We start from the raw sequence: 14,489 nt of genomic DNA, 5'->3' as shown, positions 1-14,489 counted from the left end.
CCGGGACGACGATCCCGCCCAGCTCCTCCAGCTCGGTGACGACCCGCGCCGTCACCGGGCCACTCGGCCACGGCGCGTTGCGGATCACCACGAGCGTGCGCTTGTCCCCGCCCGCCCCCAGGCCCGACTCCGTCCGCGCCGAGCCGATGCGGCTCTGCACGGCGCGGGGATGCTGGTGGGCGATCGCCCGGAACGCGACGTGGATCTCGTCCTCGGTCTGTTCGTCGAGGGTGCGCCGGAGCCGGGCGTGCAGCGCGGGCTTGCGTCCGCGCGCCTGGTCCACCACGAGCAGCTGCCCGCTCTCCCCGAACTCCGCGATGTAGGCGCTCAGCCCCGCGGTGAGCAGGGCCGGCATCCGCTCGTCCTCGCTGTCCTGGTGCAGCGGGCGCGCGACGTCGGCCTCCTCGCGCAGCCGGGCGAACCAGGCGTCCATCACCTGCAGGACCCCGTCGTCGGTCGGCCCTACCGGCCCGGGACCGATCACCGGCTCGGTGAGCTCCTCCAGCTCGCGCACCTCGCCGGAGTCGAGGCAGTCACGGATGTGGGAGTCGACGCGCTGCAGCAGGCGCCGCGGCGTGAAGTTCCGCACGCCCGGACCGGTGAAGGCCGACGGCCGGACCGGCCACGTGTCGTACGGCGGGGTGAACCCGATCTCGGCGTACCAGCTGCTGAGGTGCTGCGCGACCAGCGCGGTGGCGATGTCCGAGTCGGGCATCGCGCCCTGCAGCACCGACACCCGGAAGCGGTCGGACGCGGAGTTGACGCTGTGCCCCCTGATGATCTCCCAGGACGCCGGGATGCACGCGACGATCGACAGCGTGCGGCGCGTCGCCTCCCGTAGCTCCATCAGGCCGTCGGCGATCTCGCCGACCAGGGCGTTCCGCTTCGCCTTCGCGTCGGCGGCGACCCCCGTGGCCTCGTCGGACTGGTTGATCAGCCCGTCGATCTGGTCGACCGCGATCACGGTCGGCCCGGTGAGCGCCAGCAGCCGGGACAGGTCGCGCAGCACGAGCTGGCGCGGCCGGGTGCCGGGCCGGAAGCCCCACTCCTCGCGCGCGGCGTCCTCGACGTCGCCGTCGAGGGTCAGGTAGCCGTAGCCGATCTCCTGCACGTCCGGGTGGTCGGCACGGAACAGCACGAGCGCCCGGAGGGTGTTCTGGCAGTCCGACCCGATCTGCCGGTCGACCTTGCGCAGACCGGCCACCAGCTCGTCGAGGTCCGTCCGGGACACCGGGATGGTCCCCCCGATGCGTGCCTGTCCCAGCGGCGACATGCCGGCGAGCGCCGCCAGCCTGCGCAGCAACGGGGTGAGCTGGTCGACCTGCCCGGCGTCGAAGCCGTCGATGATCCCGTGGACGGCGCTGCGCCAGAACTCGTGCCCCTCCAGCAGCTTGACCAGGAAGAAGTAGCCGTCGCTCTCCTGCACCTGCTGGCGCACCCAGCGCAGCAGGTGCGTCTTGCCCACACCGCGCTCGCCCTGCAGCACAACGCCGATCGGACTCGCCCCGGTGCTCGCGCGCGCCGCCTGCGCGGAGTTCAGCACCGACTGCGCAACCCGCTCGTGCAGGCCGTCGACGTGGTGGGTGACCGGGCTCCAGACGTCGTCCGGGGCGACCGCCCAGTTGAACTGGACGGCGGCGAGCGCCATCCGCTCCTCGTCGGTCATTCGGCCTCGATCATGAGCAGGTGCCGCTCGTCGCCGCCGAAGCGGACGGCGGCGGCACGGTCGGCCTCGGTGAGTGTCTTCTGGTTGGACTCGGCCTGGACGTGCACGCCGGGGGTGCTCGCCATCCGTTCGAGCTCGGCGTCGACGGCCTCGCGGGACACGCCGAACAGCTCCTCCCGCAGCTCGGCGAGACCGACCCAGGCTCCTGGACCCTTCGCGAGGCGGAGGTACGCGCTGCGGATCTGCTTCCCGGCGTCCGGCTGGAAGATGTCGGAGAGCTGCTGGCCGGACCGGGCGACCCGCCGGCCCAGCCCGGCCAGCAGGGCGTAGCACGCCCCGCCGAGGTAGCCCGCCCGATCCGGGCGCTGTGCGGACAGCTCCGCGGTGCACCACGCCCAGCCGTCGTCGGTCAGCTCGTGGGCGAAGCTGCGGCCGACCTTGCGTGAGGTCACCAGCTTCTGCTCGTTCAGCCGGCGTCGGGGCGTCCCGTCCAGAGTGAAGCCGGCCGCGGTGCGCAGCTCCGCGTTCGTCAGCTCGCGGGCCTCGGCCATCAGGGCCAGCAAGGCGGCCCGCTCACGCATGGTCAGCCGGTCGGTGGGCACTGTCGTCCTCCGGGGTTCGGGGTCGTCGAGGGAAGGGCCGTGCGCCCGTTGGGATCGGCCGAGCGGGACGGGGCGGGGAGCGCGGACCGTCCAGCGGGAGCACGCGGTGTCGAGGGGAGCCGGAGCCCGGCGCGGCGGTCCGCAGGACCGTGCGGGCAGCACGGGGTGGCGGCTTCCCGAGCCGATCACACCGGGCGAGCGAACCCTACGGCGCGTCCTGGCTCCGGAACAGCTCCATCCGGCCGATCATGAAGCGGCGGGCGGGCGAAATCGCGCTTACCCCGCCGGCAGGCCCTCAGCCGACCTGGATCACCACTTTGCCGGTGGTGTGCCCGGCTTCGACCGTCGCGAGTGCGGCACCGGCCTCGTCGAGGGGGCGGATCTCGGTGACGTGCGGGTCGAGCGCCCCGTCGGCGACGAGCTGCACGAGCGCGGTGAGCACAGCGGTGCTGCGATCCCGCTCCACTCCGCTCCCACCCAGCTGCGCCGCCAGCGGCCGGTCGGCGATCGTGACGAGCTTGGAGCGGTCGGCCAGCAGCTCGGCCACCGCACGCAACGCGTCGCCGCCGACGGTGTCGAACACCGCGTCGACGCCCTGGGGCGCGGCGGCGCGGACGCGCTCGGCCACCCCGTCCCCGTACGCCACGGGGACCGCGCCGTGGGAGGCCACGAGGTCGTGCTTGCCCGGGCTCGCCGTGCCGACGACGACGAGCCCGCGGGCGCGGGCGAGCTGCAGGGTCGGCACCCCCACCCCGCCGCCTGCGCCGTTGACCAGCAAGGTCGAGCCAGGTGGCAGGTCGAGCCCGGTCAGCGCGTCGTAGCCGGTGGCCGCGGCCACGGGGAGCGCCGCGGCGTCGGCAGGGGTCACGCCGTCAGGACGGTGCGCCGCGAACGACGCTGTCACGAGCGCGAACTCGGCCCACCCGCCGACCATGCCGGGGTTGCCGCCGAACACCTCGTCACCGACGGCGAAACCGTCGACGTCCGGGCCGGTCTCCACGACGGTGCCCGCGACCTCGCGGCCGAGCACGGCAGGCAGCGTGATGTCGCCGTAGCCGCCGTCGCGCAGCTTCCAGTCGCCCGGGTTGACCCCGGCGGCCCGCACGCGGACCAGCAGCTCGCCCGGCCCGGGTACGGGCACCGGCACGTCGAGCATCGTCTCGTTCTCGGGGCCGCCGAACGCGGTGAACCCGTACGCCTTCATGCCCGCACCTCCGTCCGCAGCGCGGCCAGCCGGGAGACCGCTTCCTCGAGCACCTCGTCGCGTTTGCAGAACGCGAAGCGCACCAGCGACCGTCCCAGATCGGGGTCGGCGCAGAACACCGACACCGGTACCGCGGCCACGCCGATCCGCTCGGGCAGGGTCCAGCAGAACTCGGCGCCGTCGGTGAAGCCGAGCGCCGTGACGTCGGTGACCACGAAGTACGTGCCTGCCGTGTCGAACACGGTGAAGCCGGCCTCGCGCAGCCCGTCGGAGAGCAGGTCCCGCTTGCGCTGCAGATCGGTGGCCAGCCCGGTGTAGAAGGAGTCGGGCAGCGCGAGCGCGGCGGCGATCGCGGGCTGGAAAGGCGCGCCGCTGACGTAGGTGAGGAACTGCTTCACCGCGCGGACCGCGTGGACCAGCTCGGCCGGCCCGTTCACCCACCCGACCTTCCACCCGGTGACGGAGAACGTCTTGCCGACCGACGAGATGGTCAGCGTGCGGTCGGCCAGGCCCGGCAGCGTCGCCATCGGCACGTGGGCGCGGCCGTCGTAGACCATGTGCTCGTACACCTCATCGGTGACGACGACGGCGTCGTGCTCGGCGGCGAGCTCGCCGATCAGGGTGAGCTGCTCGCGGTCGAACACCGTGCCCGTCGGGTTGTGCGGGGTGTTCACGAGCACGAGACGGGTGCGGCTGGAGAACGCGGCGCGCAGCTCGTCGGGGTCGAACCCGAACGACGGAGGCCGCAGCGCCACCGCCCGGAGCTCGGCCCCGGCCAGCGCGATCGTGGCCGCGTAGGAGTCGTAGTAGGGCTGGAACGTGACCACTTCGTCGCCGGGCCCGCACAGCGCGAGCACGGCGGCGGCGATCGCCTCGGTGGCCCCGGTGGTGATGAGCACCGTGTCGGGGTCGACGTCGAGGCCGTAGAACCGGCGCTGGTGCTCGGCCACCGCGGAGCGCAGCTCGGGGACGCCGACGCCCGGCGGGTACTGGTTGAGCCCGCCATGGATGTTGGCCGCGGCGTCGCTGAGCAGCGAGGGTGGTCCGTCGGTGTCGGGGAACCCCTGGCCGAGGTTGATCGCCCCGGTCCGCAGTGCGAGCGCCGACATCTCGGCGAAGATCGTGGACGTGTGGGCACGCATCCGCTCGACCAGCATCCCCCCACGGTATAGCGCCGGGCGGTCACCACCCCCGCATGTCGACGGCCCAGGTCTCCACGACCACGTCACCGTCCACGAGGTGCATCCGCTCGTGCAGGACCACGGTCGGGTCGACGTGCGCCGGGAGCACCCGGATGCGGTCACCGACCCGCACGGGTGTCTCCGGGGCGAACGTCGTGTGCTCGTCGGAGCAGAACCACACCTGGGCCTCGGCGATCGTGGGCAGGCCGTGGTCCATGCCGAGCGACTTGAGCCCCACGTCGACCACGGCATGCGTGGCCGCAACGGACACGACCGTGCCGAGCACCGACAGCGCCTGCCCGAACGGCACGACGGCCCCGTAGGCGGTGTCCATGAGCGCGTAGGAGCCGGCCTGGATCTCGGTGGCCCAGGTGTTGTCCACATACGTGCCGGTCCCGCCGGCGCTGATGATCTCGCCGCCCACGTCGGCTGCGGCGGCCGTCAGCAGCGCCATGGCGTCCCCGGTCATCCGCGCCCGGTCGGCCGGATCGGCCACCAGCATGAGGTGGCCCTCGTAACCCATGACCCCGCGTACCTCGAGCCCGGCGCGGCGGGCCGTGTCGGCCAGCTCACCGGCCCGCTCGGGCGGGCAGCCGCACCGGGGCAGTCCGACGTTCACGTCGACCAGCACCTCGCGCACGCCACCCGCCGCGGCCGCGACGACCGTCTCCGGCGAGTCGACGGCGACGGTGACCCGCGCTCCATCGCGCACGAGCGCTCCGAGCCTGCGCGTGTCGAGCACCTCGTTGGCCAGCAGCAGGTCCGCACCGAGGCCCGCGGCGGCCATCACCTCGCACTCGCGCACCGTGGCGCACGTGAACCCGGCGTGGCCGTTGGCATGCTGCCGGTGGGCCAGCGCCGTGCACTTGTGTGCCTTCACGTGCGGGCGCAGCCGGGCCCCGGGGAGCGCGGCGCTCATCGTGTCGAGGTTGGCCTCCAGCGCCGCCCGCTCGACCAGCAACGCGGGTGTGGGGAGCTCGTCGATCCGCATGATCGCCACGCTAGTGCGGTGTTGGCGCGCGGCGCGACGGCGGAGGATCGTGCCCGCCATGACCTCTTCCGACGTACCGCTCGACGTCCGGGGCGTCACCACGGCGCTCTCCGACGCGGGAGTCGCCGGCGTGACGATCAGCTGGGCGGACAACAACGGGATCCCGCGAGCGCGCATCGTGCCCGTCGCCGCGCTGCCCCGGGTGGCCGAGGTGGGCGTGGGCGTCACCCCGCTGTTCGCGGTGTTCGACAGCTCCGACGCGATCACGTTCGCCCACGAGGGCCTGTCCACGCCCTCGGGGGACGTCCGGCTCGTGCCGGTGCTCGAGCGGCTGGTGCGGCTCGCCGGGCAGCCCGCGCTGGCGTGGACGCCGGGACGGCTCGTCGACGCCGACGGCGGCCCGTGGCCCTACGACCAGCGTGCGGTGCTGGAGCGGCAGGTCGAGGCGCTCGCGGCAGCCGGGCTGACCGCGCTCGTCGGGTACGAGATGGAGTTCGGGGTCTACGCGGAGGGCGGCCCCGACGAGCTGGTGCCCGCCCACCCCGGGCCGGCGTACAGCCCGCACGCGCTCGTCGCGGTCGACGGGTTCGTGGCGGACGTGCTGCGCGACTTCGCCGCCAACGGGCTGGAGATCGGGCAGCTGCACGCCGAGTACGGGCCGGCCCAGATGGAGCTGTCCCTGGCCGCCACCGACCCCGTCACCGCGGCCGACCGGCAGCTGCTCGCCCGCCAGACACTGCGCGCGGCCGCCCGGCGGCACGGGCTGCGGCTGAGTTTCGCGCCGTTGCCGGCGACGGCCGCCGCCGGCAACGGCTGGCACATCCACAGCTCCCTGTGGCGCGACGGGCACAACCTCCTCGCCGGCACGGCGCAGGGCCCCGGCGCCGACGGCGCCGCCTACGTCGCCGGGCTCCTGCGGGACCTGCCCGCCGTCGCGGCGATCAGCGCTCCCAGCATCGGGTCGCTGGCCCGGCTGCGTCCCGGGTTCTTCGCCGGGGTGTACGCGGTGTGGGGCGTCGAGAACAGGGAGGCGCCGCTGCGTTACGTGCCGGGCACCTCGCTGCTCGGGAACGACCACGCGAACATCGAGCTCAAGACGTCCGACGCATCGGCCAACCCCTATCTCGCGGTGGCCGCGCTGCTCGCCGCCGGGGCGGCCGGGGTGGCGGAAGGGCTGCGGCTCGACCCGCCCGTCCAGTCCGATCCCGGCTCGTGGAGCGCAGAGGAACGCGCCGCGCGGGGGGTCGCCGCGCTCCCGTCCACGCAGGCGGAGCAGGAGGACGCACTCCGCACCAACCCGCGCGTCACGGCCGTGCTCGGCGAGGAGCTGCTGGGCGCCTTCCTCGCCGTCCGGCGTTCCGACGCCGCGGCCGCCGACGGCCGTTCCCCCGACGACGTGCTGGCCGGGCTGCGCTGGCGCTACTGACCACCAATGAGCTGAATCACACCTGATCGCCGAGCGGGAACAGTCCTCCCGCCCGCCGCATTTCAGCCCTGCGTGACACTAGCTCCCGATCGTGTCCCGACGGCCGTACCGGACACCCGGGGGAAGCGGCTTCGGCTCGTCCTGGTCCTGGGCGCGTTCACCGCGCTCGGACCGCTCACCATCGACATGTACCTGCCCGCGCTGCCGACCATCGGCACCGAGCTGCACGCGACGCCGACCATCGTCCAGCTGACGCTCACCGGCACCCTGCTCGGGCTCGGGCTGGGGCAGCTGGTCGTCGGCCCGCTGTCGGACCGGTACGGCAGGCGCACCCCGCTGCTGATCGGCACCGCGGTGCACGTGCTCGCCTCGGCCCTCTCCCTGATCGCACCCACCATCGAGGTGCTGGGCGGCCTGCGCCTGCTCCAGGGCCTCGGTGCGGCTGCGGGCGCCGTCATCGCGCTGGCGATGGTGCGCGACCTCTACTCCGGCCGCGCGGCGGCGACGCTGCTCTCGCGGCTGATCCTGGTGATGGGGGTGTCGCCGGTGATCGCCCCGACCCTCGGCGGGTTCATCCTGCACTTCACCTCGTGGCGCGGGATCTTCGCCCTGCTGGCGATCCTCGGGCTGGTGCTCATCGCGGTCGCGGCGCGCTCCCTGCCGGAGACGCTGCCGCCGGAACACCGCCAGACCGACGGCGTGCTCGGGACGCTGCGCACCTACGGCGGGCTGTTCCGCGACCGCACGTTCGTCGGTCTCGTGCTCGTCGCCGGGCTCGCCCTGTCGGCCGTGCTGGCCTACGTCTCCGGCGCTTCGTTCGTCTTCCAGGAGCAGTACGGCGTCAGCCAGCAGCAGTTCGGGCTGATCTTCGGCAGCGGCGCGATCTGGCTGATCGCCGCCACCCAGTTGAACCCGGTGCTGCTGCGCCGCTTCGAGCCCCGGCAGTTGCTGCTCACCGCGGTGGCCGTGGGCGCGGCGGCGGGGCTGCTCCTGCTCGGTGTCGCCCTGCTCGACCTCGACGGGCTTCTCGGCGTGCTGCTCGCCCTGTGGCTGGTGCTGTTCGCGGTCGGGCTCGCGCTGCCCAACGCCCCGGCCGTCGCGCTGTCGCGTCACGGCGAGACCGCAGGCACGGCCGCCGCTCTACTGGGCGCGGTGCAGTTCGGCGTCGGCGCGCTCGTCTCCCCGCTGGTGGGCGTGCTCGGCAACAACGCCGTGGGGATGAGCCTCGTCGTCGCGGGCGGCCTGGTGTTGTCGCTGGTCGTCCTCGTCACCGTCGTCCGGCCCTGGCGACTGGAGGACCTGGAGCCGTCGACGGCGGCCGAGGCCGTGGTGGTCACGCACTGACCCGAAGTTCAGGAAAGCCACTTTCAGGCCCTCACAGGGCAGGAAAGTGGCTTTCCTGAACTTGCTGCAGCTCCCCGCGGGACCGTCAGAAGACGATCTCGGCCAGCCGGCTCACCTCGTCGGTGTCATCGGTGGTCGCGATGAGGATGAACTCGTCGGCCCCGAGGTCCTCGTAGGCCTTGACGGCCTCCTTGATCGCCTCCGGCGTGGCGGAGACGGCGCCGCCCATGAGGTTCGCGACGTCATCGCCCAGGAAGCTGTAGTAGTCCCGGACGTTGTTGCGCCCCTCGTCCTCGGCGCCGAGGTTGACGTAGCCGATTCCGACGATGCGCGGGTCGCCGGAACGACCCGCTTCCTTCCACGCCGCACGGGCGGCCTCGAAGGACGGCGCGACCATGGACGCCGGCATCGAACCGCCGACGTACCCGACTCCCTCGCGCGCCATCCGGGCGTACGCCGCCGGGCTCCCACCGCCGAAGATCAGCGGGATCTCACGGGTGCCTGCGGGCACGGCGGGGTTGGTGCCACCGCCGACCGGCTCGCCCTTCCAGACGCTGCGGTAGACCTCGAGGTCGCGGTCCATCCGCTTGCCGCGACCGCTCATGCCGAAACCGTCCACGGCGAAGTCGTCCGGACGCCCACCGACGCCGATCCCGACGGTGAGCCGGTGACCCGACACGCCGTCGATGCCGGCGAGCTCCTTGGCCAGCAGCTCACCGGGCCACACAGGCGCGAGCATGACGTGGCTGAACAGCCCGATGGTCTTCGTGGCGCCTGCCGCCGCGGCGAGGGTGATCGTGTCGCTCACGCCCGGGTAGGCGTAGCGGCCCACGGTGCCGAGCGTGGAGAAACCGGCCTGCTCCGCGGCGGACGCGAACTGCGGAATCGTCTCGGGGCGGACGTTGCGCACCTGGTTCGGAAGCCCGAAACCGATCTTCATACAGATCTCCTTGGCGATCGCTGAGAGGGTCGAAGGTCGGCGTGTCCGGCGCCTTGCGGCCCTTGGCAGGCCCATCACTGAGCCTTCAACAAAAGCGTAGAGGCCACCTCCCCGGCCGCTCCCGAGGCCACACCCAGGCCGAATCAGGAATCCCCCGGCACCCCACGACCGTCCCGCACCGCCAGGAGCGGCAGGAACACCTGTGTGAGAGGGCCGATCGCCAGCGCGTACAACACGGTGCCCACACCGACGGTGCCACCGCACAACCAGCCCGCTGTGAGCACCGTCACCTCGATGGCGGAACGAACCAGACGTACCGACCGGCCGGTGCGGGCCGCCAGCCCCGTCATCAGCCCGTCCCGCGGCCCGGGGCCCAGCCGCGCGCCCACGTACGCCGCGGTCGCAACCCCGTTGAGGACGACGCCGCCCACCAGCAGCCCGATCCGGGCCGGCAGTGCCGACGGCGCCGGGATCACCGCCAGTGCCACGTCGACCACGACCGCGATCACCACGACGTTCGCCACCGTGCCGAGCCCGGGACGCTGGCGCAGCGGGATCCACAGCAGCAGCACCAGCACGCCCGTGACCGCGGTCATGGCGCCGAAGCCGATCGGCGTCTGCTCGGTGAGCCCTTCGTGCAGCACGTCCCAGGGGTTGAGCCCGAGCGCCCCACGGATCTGCATCGCCATGCTGGTGCCGTAGAGGGCCAGCCCGATCAGCAGCTGCGGGATACGCCGGGCCGGCTGCCGATGGACAGGGAGCGGACGGAGATCGACGACGGCCATGGCCTCCATCCTCGGTGCTTCCGCGCGAGCGACCATGGCCAATCCACGGCATGTGGACCTGCCGGACCGAGGTGACGCGACATGATGGCACCGTCCCCGAGCCGCGGAGGTCGCCGTGCGCAGGTTGTTCGCCATCCCGGCAGTGCTGGTTGCGCTGCTGCTCGGCGGCGCGGGCGTGGCGCCGGCCGAGCCGCCGTTCCGCCTGGTCGACCGGGTGACCGACGAGGCGGCCGTACTCACCCCCGGGCAGACGGCGCAGGTCACGGGGGCGATCGAGCAGTTGCGCACCCAGGACGGCATCGACCTCTTCGTGGTCTACGTCGACTCGTTCGACGGTGCCGCCCCGCAGGACTGGGCCGACCAGGCCGCCCAGCTGTCCCAGCTCGGCTCGGAGGACGTCCTCCTCGCAGTGGCCACCGACGACCGCGCCTACTACGTCTCGATCGCCGACGGGTTCCCGCTGCCGGAGTCCACGACGGACGACATCCGCCGGACCGACGTCGAGCCGCGCCTCGCCGCGAACGACTGGGCGGGAGCGGCGGTCGCCCTCGCGAACGGGCTGCGCACCGCGGACGCCTCGGCCGGAGGCGGGGTACCGGTCGCTCTCCTGGTCGTCGGCGGCGCCGTCGTGGTCGGTGGCGGCGCGTACGCGCTGGCGCGGCGACGGAGGAGGACACCGGCCGAACCGTCGGCGGCCGGGGCCTCGCCCACGCCGGCGGCGCGCGACGAGGAGTTCGGGAACGTCTCCAGCGACGACCTCGCCTACCGCGCCAGCACCGCACTCATCGAGGTGGACGACGCGGTGCGCACCTCGGAGCAGGAGCTGTCGGCCGCCAGCGCGCATTTCGGCGACGCCGCGGTGGCCGAGTTCTCGGCCGCGCTGGAGCAGTCGCGCGCAGAGATGCTGGCGGCGTTCGAGGTCCGCCAGCGGCTCGACGACGACCAGCCGGAGGACGAGGCCGCGAAGCGCGCGATGTACGCGGCCATCATCAGGGGCTGCCGGACCGCCGACGAGCGGCTGGACGCCCAGGTCGAGGCCTTCGACCGGTTGCGTGACCTCGAGGCGAGAGCCCCGGAGTACGTCGCCGGACTCGGCGGCCGCCTCGATGCCGTGACGGCACGGCTGCCCGGCACCGAGACGGTCTGGACCGGTCTGCAGGGACGCTACGCACCGTCCGCGCTGACCCCTGTGGCCGGCAACCTCGCCCAGGCCCGGCAGCTGCTCGCCGCCGCGGGAGCGGAGCTCGACGAGGCGAACACCGAGCTCGCCGGGCCACCCGGGCCTGCTGCCGCCGTGGTGTCCGGCCGTGCGGCTGAGGACGCGGTCACCCAGGCCGGGACGCTGCTCGACGGGATCGGGCGGCTGGAGGCCGAGCTCACCGACGCGGTGGCGCGCGTTCCGGGCGCCCGGGTGGAGGTGATGCAGGATCTCGCCGAGGCGAGAGCCCTCGCCGCCACGGCCACGGCCGGTGGGCTGGCGGCGATCGTCGCCAGGGCGGAGGCCACGGTGGCCGCCGCCGACCGGATGGCGAACGCTGCGGAACCCGACCCGATCTCCGCGCTCCGGTTGCTCGACGAAGCCGCCACGGCGCTGGACCAGGGCCTCGACCAGGCACGGATGGCCGAGGAACGGGCGCGGCGGGCCGCTGCCGCTCTCGACCAGACCCTGCTCACCGCACGATCCGGCGTGGCGGCGGCGGGCGACTTCATCGCGACCCGCCGGGGCGCCGTCGGCACGGAGGCGCGCACCCGGCTCGCCGAGGCGCAGCGGCACCTGCAGCAGGCCGGCGGCGGCGATCCCGTCGTGGCTCTCCGCGAGGCCCAGCAGGCCGACGCGCTCGCGCAGGAGGCCCTGCGGCTCGCCCAGGCCGACGTCTCCCGCTGGTCCGCGCCGTCGCCGTCGATGACCGGGGCAGGCGGCCTCGACCTGGGCAGCCTGATCCTCGGCGGGATCCTGGCCGGAGCGAGCGGTGGCCACCGCGGCGGCGGCGGTCGCGGTGGCGGCCGGCGGCCGGCCAGCTTCGGTGGGTCCGCGACGCGGGGCCGCCGTGGCGGCGGCGGCCGCTTCTGAGGCGAGCCGCCGCCGCTGTCGGAGGGAGCGGACGTGGAGCAGGGGAGCCTGGTCAGCTGCGGGTGATCGCCACCTCGACCATCCTGCGGTCAGCCGTGGTCACCTCGTGCACCGGGCCGGTCAGCTCCACTGCGCCCGTGAGCACCGGGTTCTCGCAGCTGGTGCCGACGAAGAGGTCGATCGCACCGGGCTCGACCACCCGAACCATGCGCCGGTCACTGAACGCGAGCCGCTGGGTGGGCACGTCGAACGTCACCTCGACGCTCTCGCCCGGCTCGAGGTCGACGCGGGCGTAGCCGAGCAGCTGCACCACGGGGCGCGTCACCGCCGCGACGACGTCCGTGGCGTACAGCTGGACGATCTCGGTGCCCGCCCGGTCACCCGTGTTGGTGACCCGGCAGGTGGCCTCGATCGCCCCGTCGGTCGGCACCTGCTGCGCGGCGACACGCAGGTCGGCGTGCTCGAACGAGGTGTAGGACAGCCCGTAGCCGAACGGGCGCACCGGTTCGGTGTCGATGTTGCTGACCGAGCTGGCGCCCCCGAGCTTGGGGTGCAGGTAGCTGTAGGGCTGGGCACCGACCGAGCGCGGCAGGGTGACCGGCAGCCGCCCCGACGGGTTGATCCGCCCGGAGAGCACCCCGGTGATCGCGGCCGCGCCCTCCTCGCCGGGGAAGAACGCCTGGACGACGGCGGCGCACCGGTCCAGGGCCCATCCGACGGCGTACGGCCGGCCCGTCAGGAGCACGAGGACGACCGGGGTGCCGGTATCGAGCAGCGCCTCGACGAGTTGGCGCTGCACGCCGGGCAGGTCGAGCGACTCGGCGTCGCAGCCCTCGCCCGACGTGCCCCGGCCGAACAGGCCGGCCCGGTCGCCGACCACGGCGACGCACAGCTCCGCCTCGCGGGCGGCGGCCACGGCGGCGGCGAACCCGGTGGTGTCGGCGGTGTCGACGTCGCTGCCGCGGGTGTAGTCGACGGTCGCCGCCGGCAGCTCGGCCCGCAGCGCGTCGAGCACCGTGGTGACGTCGAAGCCCAGCTCCGTGCCGGGGTGCAGGGCGATCACGTGGTTGACGAAGCTGTAGCACCCGAACAGCGCCGCCGTGTCGTCGGCGTTCGGGCCGACCACGGCGATCCGGCCCGCGGTTCCCGGGTCCAGCGGCAGGATGCCGTTGTTGCCGAGCAGCACCACCGACTCCTCCGCCAGCCGGGCGGCGAGCGCCCGGTGCTCCGGCGGGTCGAGGTCGATCCCGGCGTCCACGCGGGTCTCGTCGAAGACCGCGTCGAGCAGGCCGAGCCGGGCCTTCTGGTCCAGGACGCGGTGCACGGCGCGGTCGACCAGCTCCTCGGGCAGCTCGCCGGCGCGCACCTTCGCGGCCAGCGGCGCCAGGTAGGCGGTGCCGGTGGGCAGCTCGACGTCGATACCGGCCGCGAGGGCCTGCGCCGCGGCGTCACCCAGGTCGGCCGCCACGCCGTGCAGGGTGTGCAGGAAGGCGACCGCGAAGTAGTCGGCCACCACCGTGCCCTCGAAGCCCCACCGCTCCCGCAGCACACCGGTGAGCAGCCCGGCGTCGGCGGCGACCGGGATGCCGTCGATCTCGGCGTAGGAGTTCATCACCGAGCCGGCACCGCCGTCGAGCACGGCCATCTCGAACGGGGGCAGCAGGACGTCGGTGACCTCGCGCGGCCCGGCGTGCACCGGCGCCAGGTTGCGGCCTGCGCGAGAGTTCGAGTACCCGACGAAGTGCTTGAGCGTGGCGACCACGCCGGTGCTCTGGACGCCGCGGACGTACGCGGTGGCGATCGTGCCCACGACGTAGGGGTCCTCGGAGATGCACTCCTCGACCCGGCCCCAGCGGGCGTCGCGGACGACGTCGAGCACCGGGGCGAGGCCCTGGTGGACCCCGAGGCTCGCCATGGAGCGCCCGATCGCCGCGCCCATCTCCTCCACCAGCTCGGGGTGGAAGCTCGCGCCCCAGGACAGCGGCGCCGGGAAGGTGGTGGCCTTCCACGCGGCGAGCCCGGTGAGGCACTCCTCGTGGACCAGCGCGGGGATGCCCAGCCGGGTGTTCTCGGTGAGCCAGCGCTGCTTGGCCGCCAGGGTCCTGGCGCCCTCCACCGGGTCGATCGGCGTGGTGCCGAACGCGCGCGTCACCTGGCCGAGCCCGTGCTCGGCGAACGCCTCGAACTCGCTCTGCTCGTCCTGCATCGCGTCCTGCATGGGGGCGACGTCGCCGCCCTCCCCGAGGCCGCCCCGCCCCTCCCACAGCCTGTCTCTTATA

Annotated in this window: 10 protein-coding genes and 1 pseudogene; 3 read left to right on the top strand and 8 right to left on the bottom strand. The window is 73.7% G+C overall.

Translation table 11 applies throughout. The annotated features are described in order from the left end of the window. The 5 genes and pseudogenes from HF577_RS32400 to HF577_RS32380 form a co-directional block, all read right to left on the bottom strand. A pseudogene (locus HF577_RS32400) lies at positions 1–1,666 on the bottom strand (helicase HerA domain-containing protein); the annotation flags it as partial. After that, the gene (locus tag HF577_RS32395; protein WP_312859530.1) at positions 1,663–2,268 is read right to left on the bottom strand and encodes a hypothetical protein; all 606 of its coding nucleotides are present in this window, start codon (positions 2,266–2,268) and stop codon (positions 1,663–1,665) included. The gene HF577_RS32395 and the pseudogene HF577_RS32400, both read right to left, overlap by 4 nt. Positions 2,269–2,563: 295 nt before the next feature. Further along, complete coding sequence (locus HF577_RS32390) at positions 2,564–3,472, bottom strand: NADP-dependent oxidoreductase (protein ID WP_169399807.1); 909 nt, start codon at positions 3,470–3,472, stop codon at positions 2,564–2,566. Then, positions 3,469–4,629: a pyridoxal phosphate-dependent aminotransferase gene (locus HF577_RS32385; protein WP_169399806.1), complete on the bottom strand. Its 1,161-nt coding sequence runs from the start codon at positions 4,627–4,629 to the stop codon at positions 3,469–3,471. The genes HF577_RS32390 and HF577_RS32385 overlap by 4 nt, the downstream gene beginning before the upstream one ends. A 25-nt stretch (positions 4,630–4,654) precedes the next feature. Beyond that, positions 4,655–5,644, bottom strand: a complete 990-nt coding sequence (locus HF577_RS32380) for an alanine racemase (protein WP_169399805.1) — start codon at positions 5,642–5,644, stop codon at positions 4,655–4,657. Between the two features lie 58 nt (positions 5,645–5,702). Here HF577_RS32380 and HF577_RS32375 point away from each other — a divergent pair, with 58 nt between their 5' ends. Together HF577_RS32375 and HF577_RS32370 are read left to right on the top strand one after the other, a co-directional pair. Then, a complete protein-coding gene (locus HF577_RS32375) occupies positions 5,703–7,070 on the top strand; it encodes a type I glutamate--ammonia ligase (RefSeq protein ID WP_169399804.1) in 1,368 nt (455 codons plus the stop codon). 72 nt (positions 7,071–7,142) lie between these two features. Next, a complete protein-coding gene (locus HF577_RS32370) occupies positions 7,143–8,414 on the top strand; it encodes a Bcr/CflA family efflux MFS transporter (protein WP_169399803.1) in 1,272 nt (423 codons plus the stop codon). Positions 8,415–8,499: 85 nt separating this feature from the next. Here the strand turns inward: HF577_RS32370 and HF577_RS32365 are convergent, their stop codons facing one another. After that, positions 8,500–9,354, bottom strand: a complete 855-nt coding sequence (locus HF577_RS32365) for an LLM class flavin-dependent oxidoreductase (RefSeq protein ID WP_169399802.1) — start codon at positions 9,352–9,354, stop codon at positions 8,500–8,502. Between the two features lie 143 nt (positions 9,355–9,497). Then, positions 9,498–10,139: a membrane protein YczE gene (gene yczE / locus HF577_RS32360; RefSeq protein ID WP_169399801.1), complete on the bottom strand. Its 642-nt coding sequence runs from the start codon at positions 10,137–10,139 to the stop codon at positions 9,498–9,500. Between the two features lie 115 nt (positions 10,140–10,254). Between yczE and HF577_RS32355 the strand changes: the two genes are divergently transcribed. Continuing rightward, positions 10,255–12,210: a TPM domain-containing protein gene (locus HF577_RS32355; protein ID WP_169399800.1), complete on the top strand. Its 1,956-nt coding sequence runs from the start codon at positions 10,255–10,257 to the stop codon at positions 12,208–12,210. 52 nt (positions 12,211–12,262) lie between these two features. Here the strand turns inward: HF577_RS32355 and HF577_RS32350 are convergent. Next, positions 12,263–14,489 (bottom strand): beta-xylosidase/alpha-l-arabinosidase (locus tag HF577_RS32350; RefSeq protein ID WP_169399799.1); only part of this gene is annotated, 2,227 nt, incomplete at its 5' end.

The sequence above is a fragment of the Pseudonocardia xinjiangensis genome (genome assembly GCF_012911925.1).
GTDB lineage: Bacteria > Actinomycetota > Actinomycetes > Mycobacteriales > Pseudonocardiaceae > Pseudonocardia > Pseudonocardia xinjiangensis.
Note: the sequence above shows the minus strand (reverse complement) of the source record. Positions and strands in the feature narration are given on the sequence as shown.